Origin of the sequence: Nostoc sp. ATCC 53789, from assembly GCF_009873495.1 — a bacterium.
GTDB classification, from domain to species: Bacteria; Cyanobacteriota; Cyanobacteriia; order Cyanobacteriales; family Nostocaceae; genus Nostoc; species Nostoc muscorum_A.
Window position 1 is genome coordinate 2831258 of record NZ_CP046703.1, and the last position, 21492, is coordinate 2852749.

A 21492-nucleotide genomic window follows, 5' to 3' on the forward strand; every position below is an offset into this window, starting at 1 on the left:
ATTTAAATTTAGGGTACGTTCGTTATGTTTTCACCTAACGCACTATTTATCAACAATACAAGGTGCATTTCACTATCCTTATAAAGCTTTATCCCACTCTAATTGATGAGCTAAACCATACTTGATAAAATCTTCTTCTTTAGCTTTATCGCTTTTACCAAAAACACCTAAGCTGTAAGGATTATCTTGCATCCGTTGTGTGACTTGCTCTTTCTCAAATCGGATCACTTCATCTCTAGGTTTATCTGGTTTAAAAAAGTCTACAACCAAAACAGTTCTATCATAATTGGTGTAATTATGTGGACAGTGTGGATAGCTATGATCTAAAACCAGGAATTTTCCTTCATGCCAATAAAGTTGATCGTGGCATATTTTCATAGCCACATCTCCCTCTGGAACTATTAATCCCAAATACCCACGATTTGTATGAGGGTTATAGTTTACATGCAGCTTAATATCTAATCCCGGATGGAATGTACCATAATAGACGTTTCTGATGATATCATCATCAATAAAATTCACATTTTTTATCAAATTAGCTAAATTTGGAAAATACTTCTCTCTTAATAAAAGTGCTTTTTTTGATGCCTCATCTGGCCCATAATCAGGATATTGTATTTGATAAGCTTGAATATATTGTTCAATAAAAAGACCTTGAAATAAAATACCAAAAGCGCTGTATTTTGCATTACCCTTGGTTTTAATCGTTTTACTTTTAGGCCCCAGAATATCGTAAGTTAACTTTAGCTCTTCATCAGATGCCTGGTTAATAAAGCGTTTAAATTCCTCTCTAATCACTTGCCAGTTATCTTCAAAGATTTTGAGAAAAGTAAATTGATTTGGGTCTATATTATATTCATTAAAGCTTTCCATTGTTTTTTCTCCTGAAGATGATTTCATAAAAAACCGTTATATATAATGATAGGATTTGCTCTTCGTTCAGATTCGATGTTGGAATTCCTGACTAAACTCATTTTAGTGTGAGGTCTACTGTGTCCAAAACTCCCCTATTAGATCAAATTATCAAAAATGTGCGGGTAGTTCGTCCCCATCAGGATGCAATCGAACTACTTGATTTAGGCATTAAGGATGGAAAATTTGCTCAGATTGCCTCTAATATTAGCGCAGACACAGGCAAACAGGTATTTGATGGTAAAAACCTGCTAGGCTTTCCTGGAGTCGTGGATGCCCACATGCACGTCGGTATCTATCAACCTCTCGACAAAGATGCTCTGACTGAAAGCAAAGCAGCCGCAATGGGAGGCGTAACTACCAGCTTAAATTACATCCGTACAGGGCAGTATTATCTTAACAAAGGCGGCTCCTACCGCGATTTTTTTCCAGAGGTTTTGGCCTTATCCACAGGTAATTTTTTTGTAGATTACGCCTATCACATCGCACCTATAGCAAGCCAGCATATCGACGAAATACCTTTATTGTTTGAGGAATACGGTATATCTTCGTTTAAAATCTTCATGTTTTATGGCGGATATGGGTTGCATGGTTTATCAGACCAGCAAAACCTCTTTTTGATGATTAACAAAGAGGAAAGATACGACTTTGCCCATTTTGAATTTATTATGCGCGGTCTAACTCGCTTGATGGAAAAACATCCAGAAGCGCGAGATACTATCAGCTTGAGTTTGCACTGTGAAGTTGCAGAAATTCTCAACGCCTATACCAAAATAGTTGAAAATGATTCTAGTTTGAGCGGATTACACGCTTACAGTGCAGCGCGTCCGCCTCATTCCGAAGGTTTAGCAATTTGCATTGCTTCTTATTTGGCACATGAGACTAACTGTGCAAATATCAATTTGTTGCACCTAAGTTCGCGTAAAGCAATGGAAGCAGCTTTGACTATGCAAACTGCTTTTCCTCACATCAATTTTCGGCGAGAAGTTACTGTCGGACATTTGCTATTAGATGTCGATACTCCTAATGGTATTTGGGCAAAAGTCAACCCTCCTATCCGTCCTCGCGCTGATGTCGAATACTTATGGCAAGCAGTACTAAACAATCAAGTAGATTGGATAGTTAGCGACCATGCTTGTTGTTCTGCTGAACAAAAAAGAAGTGCTAAAGACCCAAATAATATTTGGTTAGCAAAGTCTGGTTTTGGCGGTACAGAATATTTACTTTCTGGTGTATTTAGTGAAGGTAGCAAGCGGGGAATGTCTTACAACCAGATGGCTAAGTTGCTATCTTGGAACCCATCCCGGCGCTTTGGTTTGTTAGAAAAAGGTGATATCGCTGTTGGCTATGATGCTGATTTGGTGCTGGTAGACCCCAATGAAAGCTTTGTGGTACGTGCTGCTGAGTCTGAGTCACAACAAGGTTATACGCCTTTTGAAGGTGTAGAGTTAACGGGGCGGGTGAAGAGTACTTTTTTGCGTGGAAATCTTATTTATAACAATGGGCAAGTTTTAGGTTCACCCACTGGGCGGTATTTGAAACGCTCCCAGTCTTAAATAATTCCCTCTACATGAAAGTATTTGCAAGTTTAAAGTAGAGACAAAATTATTCTATAAGTTCAGCATCTATTTATTCCAATCCCAAGGATAGTATGTATGTAATGGCGGTTCCCAGGCATGGTAAGAAAGATGGGGGTTCCCTCCTCGTACTAAAGCAAAGTATCCGGTTTCTGTGTATGCTGGGGCGTGTGAAATCAATGGCGGTCGCCAAAAGTAACAGCCTGGAGTCATGTGACCAGCCTGTGTGGTGAGGCTGCCTTGGAGGACAAATTCCTCTTCGGGAATGGGATGATACTCTGCAAAAGGTTCGACGAACTGCGGTAAACACCCTAAAAGCCAAGTGCTTCTTCCACCGTCTAGCCCCTTCCGTAAAGTTTTTCTCATTGCTCCTGGGGGAAAGCCGGGGGTGATAGTAGCAGACCAAGGAATCAGTTCTGAACTGTACGAGGGTATATATAATTCTCTTTTTGCTTCTGGTAAATCATTCAGTGATTTCGTAAAGCTAGGATGGCGCTCAGGCATCCACAAAGCTTTAGTATTTTCGCTAATATTCCATGCTTCAATACAGACACCTTTAGGAATAAAGGCATAAGTGTAGCGTCCGAGGCGAAGTTGCCCAATTCGTATTTCTCCACTGAGGACAAAGATTTCCACATCGCAATTGAAATAACCGGAACTATTCTCCCAGTTTTGTGTCCACTCAATTAATTCTGTAGACGCACCAGTTTCAGTATCAAAACTCAAGATACGTGTCAGTCCACCTTCCAGCAAACCATCTACAAGCCAAGTTTTTTGGATGACATCTGCTGACTGAATAAACTCAATATGATCTCTTGCCATAATCTTTTTGTCAAACACCTATCTAAAATTTTAAATACTTGAATTTTCTAGAAAATCTATGACTATCTGCGATATTTCTTCAGGCATTTGATTCATCATACAGATAGTTCCGCCTTCAATCTCAACCACCCTGCTATGAGGAATTGCTTTAGAAACAAAATATCTATTTTCTACTTTGGCTAAACCTAGCTTGTCAAAGGTTTTCATATCCTCAGTTCCCCATAAAATTAAGGTAGGAGACTTGATTAATTGAAATCTTGTTGGCGCGTTCAAACAGTAATCTTGTACAGCCCAAATCGCATATAAAGGATAGCCAGAGCTTTTTAAATCGTCTAAAACCCAACGTTGATTTAATTCTGGAGAGCCTACATATTGGGCCCGGGCTGACCATCTTTCCATGAGGTGGGAGCCATCTGCTTTTATTTTGAACCCGTCATTAAATCTTTTTAATAAAGCTGCTTTTCCTTCTTCATCGAAGCCAAAAGCATTACATAATATAAGTTTATCTACTTTTTCAGGATATGCTGCTGCCACTTCTCCTGCCACAAAAGCACCCGTATGGTTTCCCAGGATGCTTATACTCGAAATACCTAATTCTTCCAAAAGAGCAATCACAGTTTTTGCGTAGTCTTCGGTAGAGTACATTCTTGGAGGTTTATCAGAATCACCTAATCCCAAAAAGTCCATAGCAATAACACGCCTTGTCTGAGCAAAGATAGACATTAGCTCACGAAATTCATCACTGCTTCTGGGATTTTGATGCAATAATAATAAAGGTTCTCCTTCGCCACCAATACGGTAAAGAATTTGTCCATCTTCGGTGTCTAAAAAAGCTCGTTTGATGGGTTTTTTCATAAGATCCTGATAAATTCATTTAACTTATTCAGCAAATTACCTTTTTTGTGCAATACTTTGCAGCCATTCAATCAGGGGTCTTAAGGTTCCTGGCAATGCTGCCTCACTGACAGTCACTGTATGCTGCTTGCCGTTATCTTCTACTGTCAACTTATACTGAAAGCGATCGCTCTGGGGATTTGGCGAGGTAATTAGTTCAGGTAGCCTAAATAAATCTGCAACTTCCACCAGGCGGGGAAGTGTCGCAGCTTCATCCGGCGGGAGAGTGTCTGTATCAACAGTTGTCTTCTTGCTGATTCCAGCAAAGCCACCTGTGCGTTCAAAGGATATCCGCATTTTTTGCTCTCCGTTGTGTTATTTAGTTGGGATAAATACTTAAAATGGGAGACGATAGTTCTCACACCCCACTTTAGCAACAATACACAACAGATTTATCAGTCCTGAGTGTTGAGTGAGGGAGTGGAAGGTATTGACTATTTATTCCTGACTCCTCACTCCTCACTCATAACTTCTAGATAACTCCTACCTTTTGCCAAGCATCCTGTACAGCTTTTTGCTCATCACTACCATTACCGTAGAGTTCGCCAGCAATTTGAATGGTGACACTGGCAGCTTTTTTAAAATCTGCTTTGGCTTTCAAGCGATCGCGTAAAGCTATGTACCAGATTTTGCCTGCTTTTTCCCAAGCATAGCCACCAATGCTAACAGCCGCTAAATAAAACGCATGGTTAGGAATTCCTGAGTTGATATGCACGCCACCGTTATCATCAGTACCAGTGTATTTATCTTTTACATGGGCTGGTTGAGGATCTTTACCCAATACTGGATCATCATAAGCTGTTCCCGGTGCTTTCATCGATCGCAGGGCAACACCTTTGACAGTTGGTACTAACAGACCTTCGCCAATGAGCCAATCTGCCTCTTGTACGGTCTGATTATTGATCTTCTGTTTCACCAGGGAACCGAAGACATCAGAAAACGATTCATTTAGTGCCCCTGGTTCGCCATAGTACTGTAAACCCGCTTCATACTGGGTTATACCATGAGTTAGCTCATGCCCAATCACATCAATTGATTTCGTGAAGCGTTGAAACAGTTCTCCGTCGCCATCGCCATAAACCATCTGGTCGCCGTTCCAAAAGGCATTATCATATTTAACGCCATAATGCACGGTGGAGTCTAAACGTAGCCCTTTATCGTCAATGGAATTGCGATCGAATATCTCATAAAACAAATCATAAGTAGCACCAGCACCATCATAGGCTTCATTCACTGCTACATCACTGCTGGGAGGATCGCCTTCACCGCGCACTAATGTACCAGGAAGTTGCTGACCATATTTTGCATCGTAGATGGTACGGCGCTTTTCACCCGGAGAAGGTGCAAATGAGACAGTACCTATGACATCTCTCCGTCCGCGAAACTGTGCCGAAACATTTAATGTACGAAAAGCCCAATTACGCTGTTGAGGATTGCCATTTACAACGACATGTTCCAGTATATGGGGCGGGATAATACAACAAATCGGGCATCTAGACACAAGTGGATGCTCATACTTAAACCCGGCTGATTTCTTTTTATTTCGAGCCATCCAAGATATTCTCCTTTTAAAACTAAGTGATGGCAAACAGTGGCTTTAACCCCACTGGAGATAGGCGCAGAAAAACGAATCCAAATTGCGTGTCCCTGGTTTATTTTCTGAAGAAAATTTTCTACTCTGTATTTTCGGATAGGTCTGTAGAGGATTGATAGTACCCTCATGGGTACTTCTGATGTGGGAATATTGCATCAAAACACAAGGACGGCTTAGATACCATAAGTCTCAGCCAAAATCTTTGCGTGAGTTAGCAAGACCTCCTTTACAGACCTAAAGCGTCTATATATTAGTTCTAATCAAGAGAAATAATGTTATTTATTACTGTTTTGTTACCATAAGTCTGCTAATCCGATAAATATCGATTAGGGACAGGTAAATTCCCAATCCAGTATCCAAAACCCAAAATTTTCATAGCCAGCCACCTAACACCGCCAGACCATAATATTTCCAAGGTACTGCAACTGTTTTAAATCCAGCTTTGCTCAACATCTGTAAATGAGCATCTAAACTAGCTAGCTGGTCTTGACTAGAGTAACCTTGAGTGCTGCTTGCACCAAGCTTTGCACGAATCTCTGTTAAATTGGTTCCCTGTTCAACTGACCATTCTTCTCGTGCAGCCTGATAAACTTCTGCTAAGGCTGATGATTCCGGTAAAATTGGGTCTCCATTCCAAAAACAGCCATCTTGAGTGAGGCTCGCAGCAATTCGGCTAAATAACTTTAATTTCATCTCATCCTGGAGATGATGAATTGCCAAGGATGAGACACAGGCATCAAATTCGTTACCAATATCTAATTTTTCTGGATTATTTGCCCAATCACCAAAGTCTGCTTGTGTACCAACCCAACGTTTTTGATATCCAGATGCTGTGATTTTATCTTGGGCAAATTGTAACATTCGAGGTGAGTAATCTAGAGCAATTACTTGGGCATTTGGAAAGCGTTTGAGTATTTTGAGACTAAGTTCGCCTGTACCACAACCTAATTCTAATATCCGCAGACTTGTGGAAGGTAGACAACGGGTAATTACCTCCAACATCTCATCGTATCTGGGTATCAGTTGGCGAATACCAATGTCAAAATCAGCAGTGCTGGCGAATACCTCTCCGGGAAATAACTGTTGCATAGGGATTAGAACAAATATACACACTCATTAATATTAATCATCCATCATTACTGAGGTATAGACTACATCAGTAGAATCAACTTTTAGTATAAAAAATATTCACTTCATATACTTTTGGCAGAATACACATATCACTTTTTATGTTATGTACCAGAAAGTCATCTCTTAATTTAAGCTGAAATCCTATAATTTTGAACTAAAAAGCCAATTTAACTCTTTTTTAAGATTTGTAAATATAAAATAACTCATGTATTGAGTTAAACTGATATGTGTAATTAGTAACTCTGATTAATTAAAATTTTGGGTTTTCAAAAGTTACTGACGTTGGTATATTAAATACTGAACAGAAAGTTAACTAAAATAAACTAGAAGTCCACTGGCACTCTGAGTAAAACAGAGCATAGCAAGTTTAGCGATAAAAGGTTCGAGACTAATGCTAAAAAACAGCGAACTGAAGGTTAATCAGGGCTGTAATCTTAAATGGAAGCCTGGAGATAAACTATTTATCCAGTTTTCTCTCTTAGAAATTTTGCGAATTAAAACAGTTGTCGAACCTCTATATCTATAGATAGATATAGCAGAGTTAATAGTAAAGTTAATCTAAATTTAAGGTTAACTTGCCGAATTCAGGTCAACAATCCCAAAAGAGCGCAAGCGTTATGACGATAAATTCTTAATGGGACTAGTTGATTAGTCTTGGGGCAACCTTAAATTAGAGGTTAGCTTACAGAATTTAGATCAATAACGGTGCTATTTAGTGGCATCGCTCGGTAATAATAATAAGCTTTTCTAGTAAAAGCTGGCTTTAGAATGCCTAAAAGTTTTGGCATTCATGAGCATAATTTGTTATTGCCATACATCAGGGTAAATCTCAAATATTGCCTGAATTTTCACAAATTTTTCAGTTCTATCAAGGTCAATAATAATGAGTAATGTTCAAGCATCGTTTGAAGCAACAGAAGCTGAATTTCGCGTCGAAGGTTACGAAAAAATTGAGTTTAGTCTTATCTATGTCAATGGTGCATTTGATATCAGTAACAGAGAAATTGCAGACAGCTATGAGAAGTTTGGCCGTTGTCTGACTGTAATTGATGCTAATGTCAACAGATTATATGGCAAGCAAATCAAGTCATATTTTAGACACTATGGTATTGATCTGACCGTAGTTCCCATTGTGATTACTGAGCCTACTAAAACCCTTGCAACCTTTGAGAAAATTGTTGATGCTTTTTCTGACTTTGGTTTAATCCGCAAGGAACCAGTATTAGTAGTGGGTGGTGGTTTAACCACTGATGTAGCTGGGTTTGCGTGCGCTGCTTACCGTCGTAAGAGTAACTATATTCGGGTTCCAACAACGCTGATTGGTTTGATTGATGCAGGTGTGGCAATTAAGGTTGCAGTCAACCATCGCAAGTTAAAAAATCGCTTGGGTGCATATCATGCTCCTTTGAAAGTCATCCTCGATTTTTCCTTCTTGCAAACATTACCAACGGCTCAAGTTCGTAATGGGATGGCAGAGTTGGTCAAAATTGCTGTTGTGGCGAACTCTGAAGTCTTTGAATTGTTGTATGAGTATGGCGAAGAGTTGCTTTCTACTCACTTTGGATATGTGAATGGCACAAAGGAACTGAAAGCGATCGCACATAAACTCAATTACGAGGCAATAAAAACTATGCTGGAGTTGGAGACTCCAAACTTGCATGAGTTAGACCTCGATCGCGTCATTGCCTACGGTCACACTTGGAGTCCGACCTTAGAATTAGCTCCGATGATACCGTTGTTTCACGGTCATGCCGTCAATATAGATATGGCTTTGTCTGCAACCATTGCGGCAAGACGTGGCTACATTACATCAGGAGAACGCGATCGCATTTTGAGCTTGATGAGTCGTATAGGTTTATCAATCGATCATCCTCTACTAGATGGCGATTTGCTCTGGTATGCTACCCAATCTATTAGCTTGACGCGAGACGGGAAACAACGTGCAGCTATGCCTAAACCCATTGGTGAGTGCTTCTTTGTCAACGATTTCACCCGTGAAGAACTAGATGCAGCTTTAGCTGAACACAAAGGTCTGTGTGCTACATACCCTCGTGGCGGAGATGGTATTGACGCTTACATAGAAACTCAAGAAGAATCCAAACTATTGGGAGTGTGAAAACATGACCAGTATTTTAGGACGAGATACCGCAAGACCAATAACGCCACATAGCATTCTGGTAGCACAGCTACAAAAAACCCTCAGAATGGCAGAGGAAAGTAATATTCCTTCAGAGATACTGACCTCTCTGCGCCAAGGGTTGCAATTAGCAGTAGGTTTAGATCCCTATCTGGATGATTGCACTACCCCTGAATCGACCGCATTGACAGCACTAGCGCAGAAGACAAGCATTGAAGACTGGAGTAAACGCTTCAGTGATGGTGAAACAGTGCGTCAATTAGAGCAAGAAATGCTCTCAGGACATCTTGAAGGACAAACACTAAAGATGTTTGTGCATATCACTAAGGCTAAAAGCATCCTAGAAGTGGGAATGTTCACAGGATATTCAGCTTTGGCAATGGCAGAGGCGTTACCAGATGATGGGCGACTGATTGCTTGTGAAGTAGATTCTTATGTGGCCGAGTTTGCTCAAACTTGCTTTCAAGAGTCTCCCCACGGTAGCAAGATTGTTGTAGAAGTAGCACCTGCACTAGAGACGCTGCACAAGCTGGCGGCTAAAAAAGAATCCTTTGATCTGATCTTCATTGATGCGGATAAAAAGGAGTATGTAGAGTACTTCCAAATTATCTTGGATAGCCATTTACTAGCTCCCCACGGGTTAATCTGTGTAGATAATACTTTGTTGCAAGGACAAGTTTACCTGCCATCAGAACAGCGTACAGCCAATGGTGAAGCGATCGCTCAGTTCAACCGCATTGTCGCCGCAGATCCTCGTGTAGAGCAAGTTCTGTTACCCATACGAGATGGCATAACTCTGATTAGACGCTTGGTATAACGCGCGCTTCTCAATTCAAGGCATCTGATGTTATAGCAGTTCTCATTTGGATGCAATATCCGGTAGGGATGCACATCTGTGCATCCCTACAAAAGAACCGCATTCCACGTCAATAAAATAATTTATGGCACAATCAATCTCTTTATCTCTTCCTCAATCCACAACACCATCAAAGGGTGTGAGGCTAAAAATAGCAGCTCTATTCAAGACTATCGGGACTTTAACACTCCTGCTGATAGCCTTGCCGCTTAATGCTTTGATAGTATTGATATCTCTGATGTGTAGGCCGTTTACAAAAAAACCTGCCGTAGCCACCCATCCCCAGAATATCTTGGTCAGTGGCGGTAAAATGACCAAAGCATTACAACTTGCCCGCTCCTTCCATGCAGCCGGACACAGAGTTATTCTGATTGAAGGTCATAAATACTGGTTATCAGGGCATAGATTCTCAAATGCTGTGAGTCGTTTTTATACAGTTGCTGCACCACAAGACGACCCAGAAGGCTATACCCAGGCGCTATTGGAAATTGTCAAACGAGAGAAGATTGACGTTTATGTACCCGTATGCAGCCCTGTAGCTAGTTATTACGACTCTTTGGCAAAGTCTGCACTATCAGAATATTGTGAGGTTTTTCACTTTGATGCTGATATAACCAAGATGCTGGATGATAAATTTGCCTTTACCGATCAGGCGCGATCGCTTGGTTTATCAGTCCCCAAATCATTTAAAATCACCGATCCTGAACAAGTTATCAACTTCGATTTTAGTAAAGAAACGCGCAAATATATTCTTAAGAGTATTTCTTACGACTCAGTTCGCCGCTTAAATTTAACCAAACTTCCTTGTGATACTCCAGAAGAGACAGCAGCGTTTGTCAAGAGTTTACCCATCAGCCCAGAAAAACCTTGGATTATGCAAGAATTTATTCCTGGGAAAGAATTATGCACCCATAGCACAGTCCGAGACGGCGAATTAAGGTTGCATTGCTGTTCAAATTCTTCAGCGTTTCAGATTAACTATGAAAATGTCGAAAATCCCCAAATTCAAGAATGGGTACAACATTTCGTCAAAAGTTTACGGCTGACTGGACAAATATCTCTTGACTTTATCCAAGCTGAAGATGGTACAGCTTATGCCATTGAATGTAATCCTCGCACCCATTCGGCGATCACAATGTTCTACAATCACCCAGGTGTTGCAGAAGCCTATCTTGGTAAAACTCCTCTAGCTGCACCTTTGGAACCTCTTGCAGATAGCAAGCCCACTTACTGGATATATCACGAAATCTGGCGATTGACTGGGATTCGCTCTGGGCAACAATTGCAAACTTGGTTTGGGAGATTAGTCAGAGGTACAGATGCCATTTATCGCCTGGATGATCCGATACCATTTTTAACTTTGCACCATTGGCAGATTACTTTACTTTTGCTACAAAATCTGCAACGACTCAAAGGTTGGGTCAAAATCGATTTTAATATCGGTAAACTCGTGGAATTAGGGGGCGACTGAGTAATTCGTAATTGGTAATTTGTAGTTATGATGTCTGCCGAATCAATCATAATAAATAGTTTGTAGTGGGGACTGAAGTCCCCAAAGACAGGACTAAAGTCCTTATTACGAACAAGCTCATTTTGACTAATGAATTTCGAATTCTGTTGTATTACTTGCCCAACGTTTCATTTATAGCGGTTATTAATAAATCATTTAGAGGGATTCCGGCTGCTTTCGCCATAGAAGAAATCACACTTTTGGGGGAAAAAGAACAATATAATCCGGCTTCTAAGAACCAAGGTTGTCCCTTTGGATCAATCCGGAAGTCAAATAAACTGTAGTGGCGACAACCCAAAGCCTGATGACACTTTTTAGCGACTTGCTGAACCTTTTCGGTGATTGGGTCGTTAGGGTCTAAAATCCAAGCCTTGATATTATCTTTAGCAGTCAAATGCAAGTCTCCATCGTCCGTTTGTTGGAGTTTATCAGCATAGTTGCGGATGGGTTTATCGTGAGGATCTACCAGATATTCTTCAAGGGGTAAACCTATTAGCTCACCGTCTTTTACAATGATGCCACATCTGACTTCTCGACCGAGTTCGATGAATGCTTCTACGATGACCTCATCTGCATATTCAAATGCTTTCTTTAAGGCAGCATCATATTCAGTCACATCTTTAACTAAGACTACTCCTAAAGAGTTGTCAGAACTTACAGGTTTGACGACTGCTGGAGGTGTAATTGTTGGAATATCTCCTTGGCAAAGCAATTCTCCATGAGGCACTTTTACCCCTGCTGCTTCGACAATTGCTTTGGCTCTAGCTTTGTGGGCCGCGATCGCCATAATATCTGGGGTATTCCCTACATAAGGGATCTTGAGCAGATCGAATAGGGCACGGTACTGAGTCATTCCAGGAATACAAAACATTTGTGGTAACATCATGTCAATGTTTTGACCTGTTAGAAATTGTATGGCATCAAACACAGGAATCGGTTTGGTGAGAGCAATATCTTCTCGACTGAGAGAGTCAGGAAATCGCCACTGCCGATCGGGTGTGATATATGCAATTTGAAAATTATAAAGCGATGGATCTGCTGTTGCAGCCAAACAGTCTTGGGCGTAAAGACGTGATAAATCACAGTAAAAATTATTGTGTGCAGATCCAACTAAATGAAGGATATTAAGTACTGACATAGTTCATCTTTTTATCTACTATTATAACTAGAATTTAGTAATTAATAAAGTTGTAGTATAAAGCTATTTTCAAAAATAGCAATAGCCTATTAAATCGTCAGATATTTAAAGTCCCACTATGGCAACAATTTAAATATCATCACTCTTGTATTCTAATATAGAATAGTAGTACAAATAAGGTAATTTATAATCTTTTTCAGAGTATCTTTGCAGAAGTTTTGTGTTTATGTAAGGAAATTTAAACGACTTACGAGAGTAATTAACCAAACCTTGAGTTAATAGTTAGTTTAATCGAAGTCGATGATAAAAATAAACCGAGTTGCCTTCATTAATTAATTATTTAAGAGTAAGTTTGAATACTTATTCAATACTGAGTTGGGAATCCAATGAACACAAAATAACGGAAAATTATAAGCTATAAAGCATCCTTGCTCCTCGTTCTCATAACCCAAAGAAAGAAACCAAGAAGAAAACAGAAGCCAAGGAAATCTGGTGCAGCCTTACAAATAAATGGTATAAATACTTACAAGATGAAAATCTAGTGCTATAGGAATAAAGCAGTTAAGCCTTCCTGTGCGATGAGCTTAAAATAAGAAAACGGTAAACTTAGAAGATAACAAGATAGTAACCCATTTTGCTATCAGTTAAGCTCAACTTTCGCTTCCCATATTTGGGAAACTATATGCTACAGCTTCTCCTCATTGTGTTTGTTATCCTTTTAGGTTCAGCAATTTGTTCTAGTGTAGAAACAGCCCTGTTTTCTGTTTCAACCCTGAGAGTCAGACAATTAGCACAATCCAATAGTCCATCCGCAGTAAGACTTTTAGCGATTCGTGAAAATATGAATCGACCGATTGCGGCTCTTGTAATCCTCAATAATACTTTCAATATCATTGGTAGTATTCTTACAGGTAGTATTGCTGTTCAGGTTTTAGGAGACAAATGGCTTGGTGTATTTTCAGGAATATTGACATTCTTGATAATCATCTTTGGTGAAATCATCCCAAAGACAATTGGAGAGCGTTATTCTGAGCAACTCGCCATACTTGCGGCTTTACCTGTAGCTGGACTTGCTATTGCTTTCACACCCTTAGTCTGGATTCTAGAAAATGTTACTGCACCCTTTGCCAAAGGGAAAAAACGACCAACCACGAACGAGGCTGAAATCAAGCTATTGGCGAAGATTGGGCATCAAGAGGGAATTATCGAAAGCGATGAAGCAGAAATGATCCAGCGAGTGTTTAGATTAAATGATGTGACAGCATCTGACTTAATGACACCCCGAATCATGCTGACATATATTTATGGAAATATGACTCTTGCTGAAGCGAAAGCAAATATTATTGCGTCTCAACATACTCGGATTATTGTAATAAATGAATCTCTGGATGAAATTATTGGATATGCTCTCAAACAGAATTTACTGACAGCGATGGTTGAAGGAAGTAACAATCAAAAAATCGCTAGTCTGGCTCGAAAAGTCAACTTTGTTCCTGAGATAATTCGGGCAGATAAACTGTTAAAAAACTTTATAGAAGCTCGTGAACATCTTGCAGTAGTGGTAGACGAATATGGAAGCATCGCTGGTGTCGTCACTTTGGAAGATGTGCTTGAGGTGATAACTGGTGAAATTGTAGATGAGACTGATAGAACTGTTGATTTGCAAGAAATTGCCCGCAAGAAACGAGAAAAAATGTTGCAATCTGCCGCTAGTAGCAATTAATGCAGTTACCTAAATAATCACACGGTACATTAATTTCCTCCTCTCTTTTCTCTGCGTTCTCAGCGCCTCTGCGGTTCGATTCCTAAAAACGATCGCCATCTGGTGCGTCAAACCCCGTTAACGCACCCCACCAATCATCTATTCGTCAATTTGACCAACGCGGCGAATATTCAAAATGTCGCTCATTTTCTTAATTTGGACGAACACTTGCTCTAATTGGGAGCGATCGCGTATATCTATTCCTAAATCCATCAATGCAGGTTGACCAACAGAGGTTTTCACCTGAGCATGGCGAACATTGATTCCTTGGTCACTCAACCGTGACAAAATATCTTTTAGCACCCCTACACGGTCAAGGGCTTCAATTTGAACATCTACTGGATACGTGTGCGGACGACCACTATTTTCGGCGCTTGGGTTCCACCTAACTGGTACTAAGCGCTCATATTCCACAGTTTCTAGATTATGGCAGCCTTGGCGATGAATTGAAATCCCCCTACCTCGCGTCACCACACCAATAATCGGTTCGCCAGGAATCGGGGTACAACATCCAGCTAAATGATATACCAACCCCTCTACCCCAACAATAGGCGAATCACTGGCGCGGGAAGTAGTTGGAGGCGCATCTCGTAAAGCTTTTGATGTAGTAGATGGTTCTTTGGGGATAAATGGCGACACTGTGGAAACTGGTTGTTGTCCCTTCGCCACTTCTCGCCAACGATTTAGCACCAAGTTCAACGTCACTTCACCGTAACCCAAACCGGCAAGTAAATCGTCCACACTGTGGTAGTTACACTTTTCGGCGACAATCTGCATTGCATCGGACTTTAGCAAACTATCAAAACCAGTTTTACCTAGTTCCTTTTCTAACAATTCCCGTCCACGGGCAACATTTTCTTCGCGGCGCGATCGCTTGTACCATTGTTTGATCCGATATTTTGCCGCCGAACTTCTGACAAAGTTCAACCAATCCAAACTCGGATGACAGTTCTTTTGGGTAAGAACCTCTACAATATCGCCATTTTGCAGTCGGGTTGACAGAGACACCATTCGCCCATTTACCCGCGCCCCTGAACAGTGGTTTCCAACCTCCGTATGAATGCGATAAGCAAAATCTACGGTGGTAGAACCGGGGCTTAAAGGAACAACATCCCCCTTAGGGGTGAAGACATAGACATCATCTTCAAATAGATTATCCTTGACACTATCAAGATATTCTTGTGCGTCCTTGAGATCGGTTTGCCATTCTAGCAGTTGCCGCAGCCAAGTAAACTTGTCATCTGTCCCTGTCAAATGGCTAATACTAGAACCTCCAGTTTCTTTGTATTTCCAATGGGCGGCAATCCCATACTCGGCGATATGATGCATTTCGATTGTCCGAATTTGCACCTCTAAAGGACGGCCAGTTAGTCCAATCACCCCAGTATGCAACGACTGGTAACGGTTAGGCTTGGGCAGCCCAATGTAATCTTTAAATCTCCCAGGAATTGGGCGAAAAGCATCATGAACCACCGCCAACGCCCGATAGCATTCCTCATTGCTTTGAACAATAATCCGCAGCGCTGCCAAATCGTAAATTTCATGAAATTCCTTTTGCTGGCGGTGCATTTTTTGGTAAATGCTATAAAGGTGCTTGGGACGACCGCTAATATCCTGAAAGCGGATTCCGGCTTGCTGCAAACGCTCTTGCAACATATTCGTAGCTCTAGCCAGTTTCTCTTCTCGCGCCGTCCGTTTTTCAGAAACAAGCTCTTGCATTTGGCGAAAAGCTTCTGGTTCCAAATACTTAAAAGCCAAATCTTCCAGTTCCCATTTAATTCGCCAAATCCCCAAGCGATTGGCTAAAGGCGCGAATATATCTCGCGTTTCTTGGGCACTGCGGCGGCGGCTGGCCTCTGACATATATTGTAAAGTTCGCATATTATGCAAACGATCTGCCAATTTCACTACAATGACCCGAATATCTTGCGCCATTGCCAAAAACATCCGCCGGAAGTTTTCGGCTTGACTTTCGGTTTTGCTGGTGAAATTGATCTTAGAAAGCTTTGTGACACCTTCGACCAATTGCCGCACTTCTGCGCCAAAGCGTTCTTCAATTTCTTGACTTGTAACTTCTGTATCTTCAACAACATCATGGAGAAATCCAGCTGCTATCATAGCAGCACTACCTCCCAAGTCATGCAGCAAGTCGGCTACAGCAATGGGATGAGCAATGTATGGTTCTCCAGATTTGCGGTATTGACCTTGATGCAGTTGGTAAGCAAATTCAAATGCGCGACCAATTAAAACTGCATCACTATGCCTTCGGTCATCTTCTACTTCGCCGTTACTTGTCGATGACTCCTTCAAACATTTTTTTAACCATTCCGGAATGGCTAGATCAACTGATGAATTTATAGCTAGACTGCTCATACAAGTGGGTTTGGATAGGATCGGTAGATAAGTGAATGATAAATAAAAGTGGCAGCATCACCTTAAGAAAATGCTGTCGCCTATTAACCTTGAAAATCCATTGATGGCAAACAAAGCCTCAAATCCTGATTTGAGGCTTTTAGTGCTGATAGGCCTTTAAGAAAGTTTATTGTAAAAGAAAAATTACTTGACACTAATACTATCTTAACTAGCACTGGATGTCTTTAAACCCTGAGAAATATTTGGCACTCGTAACCTTGCTAGAGCAATTACGCTCCGATGCCACAACGACCCAAATTGCTGCGCCTGAACTGCGAGTGCGTGTAGCCTCGTTGCAGCAATTTTTCGGACAGCAGATTGTGCCTTTGGCTGATGAAAACTGGCGAGTGCAGTCTTATCAAACGGAAATGAGCAAGCAATTGCGTTTGTTGGCAATAGATGTGATGTTTTTGCAAGGAGCGCGGCAGGCATCGACTGCACAGACGAGACTTCAGGCGATTAGCGATCGCTTGACAACCCTCATTCAGTACTGTAATGCTATTCTGCAACCAGAAGCGGAAGGAGAAAAATAACAATTGTTCACCTTTTTCTCTAATTAGTCCATCATCTCATTTACGACCGTTCGTGAAAAGTTATTTTGCTAACAAGTTATAAGGTGGGAATTGGGAATTGGGAATTGGGAATTGGGAATTGAGCATAGGTTATTCTTTCTCCTTGTCCCCCTTGTCCCCCTTGTCCCCCTTGTCCCCCTTGCCCCCCTTGCCCCCCTTGCCCTATGCCCCATGCCCAATCCCTTCGATGAGAAGATTCATTGTGCGGCGCATATATGCTTCTACTGGCTCGGTTGTGGGTTTAAAGATCAGTGCATAATATAGTGACCCACTCACCAGGTCGATAATTAAGTCTACGTCTGCATCCTTGTGTATTTCACCTCTAGACTGGGCACGCTCAAGTACTTTAGAGAATGCTTCACGTCGGAGTTTTGTATATTTTGTCCAGTAAACCTCTGCAAACTGAGGATTGCTAGACGCTGTACTAATTATCAAAGCGAGTGTTTGACGACCAAGGGGACTATCTATCTTTTTGGCGGCATTCTGGATCAAAATATCCATGTCTCCCCAAAAGCTGCTAGTATCGGGGATCGCTAAATCATCTCTCAAACTTTCTATCGCGTCTGCAACTAGTTCTTCTTTGGAAGTGTAACGCCGATAGATGGTCGTTTTGCCAACTCCAGCACGAGAAGCGATCGCTTCTATACTCATGCTCTGATATCCTACCTCTGCAAGCAAATCTAAGGTCGCTTGCAGAATCGCTTGGTCGGCGTGGATGCTACGTGGTCGTCCAGAAGGGCTGTTGATTTGGTTACTCATAAAAATATCATCCCCAAGAAATATCTTCTTGGCAATTTGCTTCTACCTTTGGGCATAGAACGTACCATCTGGGAAACGAAGAAGCCCTACTACCCTGTTACGCAAATAAGATTGCACATCAACTGGTGAGGTTGTCCTTTGTCAATTGTCCTTTGTCCTTTGTCCTTGGTAAACACTTTTGACTAATGACTAATGACGGTCTACACGGAAAATATTGCAATATGTAGGCGCGTTAGCTTACCCAGTTTTCATGCACGAGAACAGCAAAAGTGACTATCCATCTTTAGCATAAGTATTTCTGCCGCTTTTCGTTGAAGTCTCCCTTGACCATTTCCATATGATACGTTACCGTAGCGTATATATAAGATGATATTTAATTTTTGCTTTGGGAATCGCTCTGACAATGGCTACCAACATTAAACGTTCTAGTTTTGATCAATTTGGTTATGTCCACGGGCCATTGAAGTGGGCGATCGCTTTAACAGCTTCTCTTGGTGCAATTTTAGAAGTAATTGATACTAGTATTGTTAACGTTGCTCTGACGGATATGCAAGCTAGTTTGGGTGCAACTGTCAGTGAGGTAGGTTGGGTAGTAACTGGATATGCGATCGCAAATGTCGTCTTAATTCCCTTATCTGCATGGCTGGGAGATTACTTTGGACGCAAAACTTATTTTATCTTTTCGTTGATTGGCTTTACCATTGCCTCGGTTTTATGCGGGTTGGCATTCAATTTACCGATGCTGGTTCTTTCCCGAATTCTTCAAGGTTTATGTGGTGGCGGGTTACTAGCTAAAGCCCAAGCAATTTTGTTTGAGACTTTTCCACCTGCCGAACAGGGTTTAGCACAGGCAGTTTTTGGAGTAGGTGTAATTGCTGGCCCAGCTATCGGCCCGACTTTAGGAGGATTCTTGGTAGATGGTTTGGGCTGGCGGTGGATTTTCTTTGTTAATATTCCCTTCGGGATCGTTGCAGTGGCGATGTCCTTCATGTTTTTGCCCAAAGACAAAGACAAAAGCGAGACACAAAGCCAATCCGTCGATTGGTTCGGCATTGGGTTTTTGATTATTGCGATCGGCTGTCTGCAAACTTTGTTAGAAGAAGGAGAGAAAGAAGACTGGTTTTCCTCCGGTTTTATCACCACCTTAGCGATCGCCAGTATTATCGGATTAGGGCTATTTATTTGGTACGAGTTGAAAATAGCCCATCCTGCGGTTGATTTGAGAGTTTTGCGTCACCGTTCTTTAGCTGCGGGAAGCGTTCTCTCAGCAGTGGTGGGTATGGGGCTTTATGGCACACTCTTTGCTGTGCCGATATTTGCTCAGAGTGTGCTGCACTTTACCGCAACGCAGACAGGACTATTGTTAGCGCCTGGTGCTTTAGCCTCTGCGATCGTTATGGTTCTATTAGGCAAGCTGTCCAGTAAAATTGATGCCCGATTTTTAATTGCAATGGGCGCTGTCGGATCATCTGGAGTTATGTTTCAACTAGCAGCAATTACCCCACAAACTGGCACAGATGATTTATTTTGGCCATTGGTATGGCGTGGGGCTTTTACTGTGTTGATGTTTCTGCCTTTGAGTTTGGCAGTTTTAGGCCCGCTACCCAAACAAGATGTTTCTGCTGGGTCTGGTTTCTATAACCTGACTCGACAACTAGGTGGCAGTATCGGCATTGCCCTACTTACCACTCTGCTTGACCGAAGACAAACTTTTCATCGAGCTATCTTGTTAGCAAAACTTAGCCCTTATGACCCAGAAACCAATCAACGTCTAGATTTGCTCAATGGGGCACTTCAAAGCCAAGGCATGGATGCGGCAACAGCACAACAACAAGCAATAGCTTTATTAAGTCAAACAGTAAATACTCAAGCTGCTGTTTTATCTTACGCAGATTGCTTTCGAGTGGTAGGGATCGGGTTCCTTTGCTCATTACCCCTATTACTATTCTTGGGTAAAGGCGGTGCTGGAGCGAAAGCACCAATCAGTCATTAGACGGATACCAATTTTTAGCTCTCTGAACTAAAACTACGTAAAAACACTGCTTAAAAATCTTTCTTGACCGAAAGTCACAGAAGAAAATTAATATACACTGATATATCTGGATAAAAAATAAAAATCCTACTCAGTTTTGAGCAGGAATATGTGAAGTCTTATTGCTAAAATTAGAAATTCCGATCTTAGAAAAAGTTCATTATTGTAATAACGCCAACACTGGTTAACATCATTAAAGCGCCCATAATTATAGATTGACCTAATGGATTGCTGAATTTTGAATCGTTCATTTAAGTAAAATCCTTTTTTTAATAGTTCCTTAACCATATCAAAATCAGTATAAATATCTATAAAAGCGCTGTAAAACTTAAAGTCCCGTAAATTTTCTTAACAAAAAATTAATTTACAACTTAAGTATCGGTTTTTACTTATGAGGGGTTAGTCTTCTAGTCTCCCCCACTTCTTATTCTCCAGTTCAAAAATGTAGTAATTTCCGAACAGAATAAATACCTGAACTCCGAGCGGAATATGCGCCTTTGTGGGGTAAAATAAATCTTAATCAAGGTAAAAATATTTGAATAGAAGATTATCATGACAGTCTCTACTGCATCTAGAAACCAAGCGATCGCTTTTGACTTAGAAAAATTAAATCAGCAATTTGAAACTGCCACTCCTAAAGAGATACTGGCATGGTCTATAGAGAATATCCCAACGGGATTGGTGCAAACCAGCGCCTTTAACGTGGATGACATGATAATTACCCATATTCTTTACAGTGAACTGAAGCATCCCGTTCCTGTAATCTTTCTCGACACCTTGCACCACTTCCCTGAAAGCCTAGAATTAGTTGCCAAAGCCAAAGAAATTTACAACCTGGACTTGCAAACTTTCAAAACTCCAGACGTAGAAACCCGTGAAGCCTTTGAAGCTAAATACGGCGACAAACTTTGGGATACGGATATTGCTAAATTCCACCACATTACAAAAATTGAACCACTGTTACGGGGTCTAGACGAACTCAACAGCGTGGCTTGGATTACCGGTCGCCGCCGTGACCAAGCAGTAACCCGTGCGAATATGCCTATATTTGAATTTGATGGAAAAGGTCGGTTGAAAGTAAATCCCATTGCTACCTGGACACGCCAAGATAGCTGGGTTTACGTAGCTGAACATGGAGTCATCTACAACCCCCTCCACGACCAAGGTTATCCCAGCATCGGCGACCAACCCATCACCACCAAAGTAGGCGAAGGCGAAGACGAACGCGCCGGACGCTGGCGGGGAAGTGATAAAACAGAATGTGGAATTCACATTTAAGTGGAAGTGGGGAGTAGAGATTGGAGAGTAGGGAATAGAAGAAAAGAAGAATTTCCCCCTACTCTCTGCTTACTCTGCGCCTCTGCGGTTAGTTAGATAATAGTGT

At 41.3% G+C, this 21492-nt stretch carries 17 protein-coding genes; 8 read left to right on the top strand and 9 right to left on the bottom strand.

From position 1 onward, the window contains the following. Nucleotides 1-78: 78 nt before the first annotated feature. Nucleotides 79-873, bottom strand: a complete 795-nt coding sequence (locus GJB62_RS11595) for an aspartyl/asparaginyl beta-hydroxylase domain-containing protein (protein WP_114083495.1) — start codon at nt 871-873, stop codon at nt 79-81. A 119-nt stretch (nt 874-992) separates the two neighbouring features. Here GJB62_RS11595 and GJB62_RS11600 point away from each other — a divergent pair, with 119 nt between their 5' ends. After that, nucleotides 993-2468: an amidohydrolase family protein gene (locus GJB62_RS11600; RefSeq protein ID WP_114083465.1), complete on the top strand. Its 1476-nt coding sequence runs from the start codon at nt 993-995 to the stop codon at nt 2466-2468. A gap of 69 nt (nt 2469-2537) precedes the next feature. On the opposite strand, the gene GJB62_RS11605 is transcribed toward GJB62_RS11600, so the two are convergent. From GJB62_RS11605 to GJB62_RS11625, 5 genes are all read right to left on the bottom strand, one after another. Next, on the bottom strand, nt 2538-3311 hold the full coding sequence (locus GJB62_RS11605; protein WP_114083464.1) for a DUF4437 domain-containing protein: 774 nt from the start codon (nt 3309-3311) through the stop codon (nt 2538-2540). A gap of 30 nt (nt 3312-3341) precedes the next feature. Further along, on the bottom strand, nt 3342-4166 hold the full coding sequence (locus GJB62_RS11610; protein WP_114083463.1) for an alpha/beta hydrolase: 825 nt from the start codon (nt 4164-4166) through the stop codon (nt 3342-3344). A gap of 36 nt (nt 4167-4202) precedes the next feature. After that, a complete protein-coding gene (locus GJB62_RS11615; RefSeq protein ID WP_114083462.1) occupies nt 4203-4502 on the bottom strand; it encodes a protealysin inhibitor emfourin in 300 nt (99 codons plus the stop codon). 175 nt (nt 4503-4677) lie between these two features. After that, the gene (locus tag GJB62_RS11620; RefSeq protein ID WP_114083461.1) at nt 4678-5757 is read right to left on the bottom strand and encodes a M4 family metallopeptidase; all 1080 of its coding nucleotides are present in this window, start codon (nt 5755-5757) and stop codon (nt 4678-4680) included. A gap of 414 nt (nt 5758-6171) precedes the next feature. Further along, complete coding sequence (locus GJB62_RS11625; protein ID WP_114083460.1) at nt 6172-6888, bottom strand: class I SAM-dependent methyltransferase; 717 nt, start codon at nt 6886-6888, stop codon at nt 6172-6174. A 925-nt stretch (nt 6889-7813) separates the two neighbouring features. Here GJB62_RS11625 and GJB62_RS11630 point away from each other — a divergent pair. The 3 genes from GJB62_RS11630 to GJB62_RS11640 all read left to right on the top strand — a co-directional run bounded on the left by GJB62_RS11630 (nt 7814) and on the right by GJB62_RS11640 (nt 11394). After that, nucleotides 7814-9046, top strand: a complete 1233-nt coding sequence (locus GJB62_RS11630; protein ID WP_114083459.1) for a sedoheptulose 7-phosphate cyclase — start codon at nt 7814-7816, stop codon at nt 9044-9046. Between the two features lie 4 nt (nt 9047-9050). Beyond that, nucleotides 9051-9884: a class I SAM-dependent methyltransferase gene (locus GJB62_RS11635; RefSeq protein ID WP_114083458.1), complete on the top strand. Its 834-nt coding sequence runs from the start codon at nt 9051-9053 to the stop codon at nt 9882-9884. A gap of 124 nt (nt 9885-10008) precedes the next feature. Continuing rightward, nucleotides 10009-11394: an ATP-grasp domain-containing protein gene (locus GJB62_RS11640; RefSeq protein WP_114083457.1), complete on the top strand. Its 1386-nt coding sequence runs from the start codon at nt 10009-10011 to the stop codon at nt 11392-11394. 151 nt (nt 11395-11545) lie between these two features. Here GJB62_RS11640 and GJB62_RS11645 read toward each other — a convergent pair whose 3' ends face one another. Then, a complete protein-coding gene (locus GJB62_RS11645; RefSeq protein ID WP_114083456.1) occupies nt 11546-12571 on the bottom strand; it encodes a D-alanine--D-alanine ligase in 1026 nt (341 codons plus the stop codon). Between the two features lie 682 nt (nt 12572-13253). Here GJB62_RS11645 and GJB62_RS11650 point away from each other — a divergent pair. Then, nucleotides 13254-14294, top strand: a complete 1041-nt coding sequence (locus GJB62_RS11650; RefSeq protein ID WP_114083455.1) for a hemolysin family protein — start codon at nt 13254-13256, stop codon at nt 14292-14294. A gap of 138 nt (nt 14295-14432) precedes the next feature. On the opposite strand, the gene GJB62_RS11655 is transcribed toward GJB62_RS11650, so the two are convergent. Continuing rightward, nucleotides 14433-16706, bottom strand: a complete 2274-nt coding sequence (locus tag GJB62_RS11655) for a bifunctional (p)ppGpp synthetase/guanosine-3',5'-bis(diphosphate) 3'-pyrophosphohydrolase (RefSeq protein WP_114083454.1) — start codon at nt 16704-16706, stop codon at nt 14433-14435. Between the two features lie 218 nt (nt 16707-16924). On the opposite strand from GJB62_RS11655, the gene patD reads away from it, so the two are divergent. Beyond that, complete coding sequence (gene patD / locus GJB62_RS11660; protein ID WP_114083453.1) at nt 16925-17278, top strand: heterocyst frequency control protein PatD; 354 nt, start codon at nt 16925-16927, stop codon at nt 17276-17278. A gap of 201 nt (nt 17279-17479) precedes the next feature. On the opposite strand, the gene GJB62_RS11665 is transcribed toward patD, so the two are convergent. After that, nucleotides 17480-18076: a TetR/AcrR family transcriptional regulator gene (locus tag GJB62_RS11665; protein ID WP_114083452.1), complete on the bottom strand. Its 597-nt coding sequence runs from the start codon at nt 18074-18076 to the stop codon at nt 17480-17482. A 403-nt stretch (nt 18077-18479) separates the two neighbouring features. Between GJB62_RS11665 and GJB62_RS11670 the strand changes: the two genes are divergently transcribed. Together GJB62_RS11670 and cysH are read left to right on the top strand one after the other, a co-directional pair. Continuing rightward, nucleotides 18480-20069 carry a DHA2 family efflux MFS transporter permease subunit gene (locus tag GJB62_RS11670; RefSeq protein ID WP_114083451.1) on the top strand — a complete coding sequence of 530 codons (1590 nt, stop codon included), beginning with the start codon at nt 18480-18482 and terminating at the stop codon, nt 20067-20069. Between the two features lie 591 nt (nt 20070-20660). Continuing rightward, nucleotides 20661-21386, top strand: a complete 726-nt coding sequence (gene cysH, locus GJB62_RS11675) for a phosphoadenosine phosphosulfate reductase (protein WP_114083450.1) — start codon at nt 20661-20663, stop codon at nt 21384-21386. The last annotated feature ends 106 nt before the right edge of the window (nt 21387-21492 follow it).

Excerpts from the sequence above, each read along its gene's own strand:
- cysH (WP_114083450.1), top strand. The coding sequence starts at position 20,661 with ATGACAGTCTCTACTGCATCTAGAAACCAAGCGATCGCTTTTGACTTA.
- GJB62_RS11665 (WP_114083452.1), bottom strand. The coding sequence starts at position 18,076 with ATGAGTAACCAAATCAACAGCCCTTCTGGACGACCACGTAGCATCCAC.
- GJB62_RS11620 (WP_114083461.1), bottom strand. The coding sequence starts at position 5,757 with ATGGCTCGAAATAAAAAGAAATCAGCCGGGTTTAAGTATGAGCATCCA.
- GJB62_RS11670 (WP_114083451.1), top strand. The coding sequence starts at position 18,480 with ATGGCTACCAACATTAAACGTTCTAGTTTTGATCAATTTGGTTATGTC.
- GJB62_RS11645 (WP_114083456.1), bottom strand. The coding sequence starts at position 12,571 with ATGTCAGTACTTAATATCCTTCATTTAGTTGGATCTGCACACAATAAT.
- GJB62_RS11605 (WP_114083464.1), bottom strand. The coding sequence starts at position 3,311 with ATGGCAAGAGATCATATTGAGTTTATTCAGTCAGCAGATGTCATCCAA.
- GJB62_RS11650 (WP_114083455.1), top strand. The coding sequence starts at position 13,254 with ATGCTACAGCTTCTCCTCATTGTGTTTGTTATCCTTTTAGGTTCAGCA.
- GJB62_RS11655 (WP_114083454.1), bottom strand. The coding sequence starts at position 16,706 with ATGAGCAGTCTAGCTATAAATTCATCAGTTGATCTAGCCATTCCGGAA.
- GJB62_RS11640 (WP_114083457.1), top strand. The coding sequence starts at position 10,009 with ATGGCACAATCAATCTCTTTATCTCTTCCTCAATCCACAACACCATCA.
- patD (WP_114083453.1), top strand. The coding sequence starts at position 16,925 with ATGTCTTTAAACCCTGAGAAATATTTGGCACTCGTAACCTTGCTAGAG.
- GJB62_RS11615 (WP_114083462.1), bottom strand. The coding sequence starts at position 4,502 with ATGCGGATATCCTTTGAACGCACAGGTGGCTTTGCTGGAATCAGCAAG.
- GJB62_RS11595 (WP_114083495.1), bottom strand. The coding sequence starts at position 873 with ATGGAAAGCTTTAATGAATATAATATAGACCCAAATCAATTTACTTTT.
- GJB62_RS11630 (WP_114083459.1), top strand. The coding sequence starts at position 7,814 with ATGAGTAATGTTCAAGCATCGTTTGAAGCAACAGAAGCTGAATTTCGC.
- GJB62_RS11610 (WP_114083463.1), bottom strand. The coding sequence starts at position 4,166 with ATGAAAAAACCCATCAAACGAGCTTTTTTAGACACCGAAGATGGACAA.
- GJB62_RS11635 (WP_114083458.1), top strand. The coding sequence starts at position 9,051 with ATGACCAGTATTTTAGGACGAGATACCGCAAGACCAATAACGCCACAT.
- GJB62_RS11625 (WP_114083460.1), bottom strand. The coding sequence starts at position 6,888 with ATGCAACAGTTATTTCCCGGAGAGGTATTCGCCAGCACTGCTGATTTT.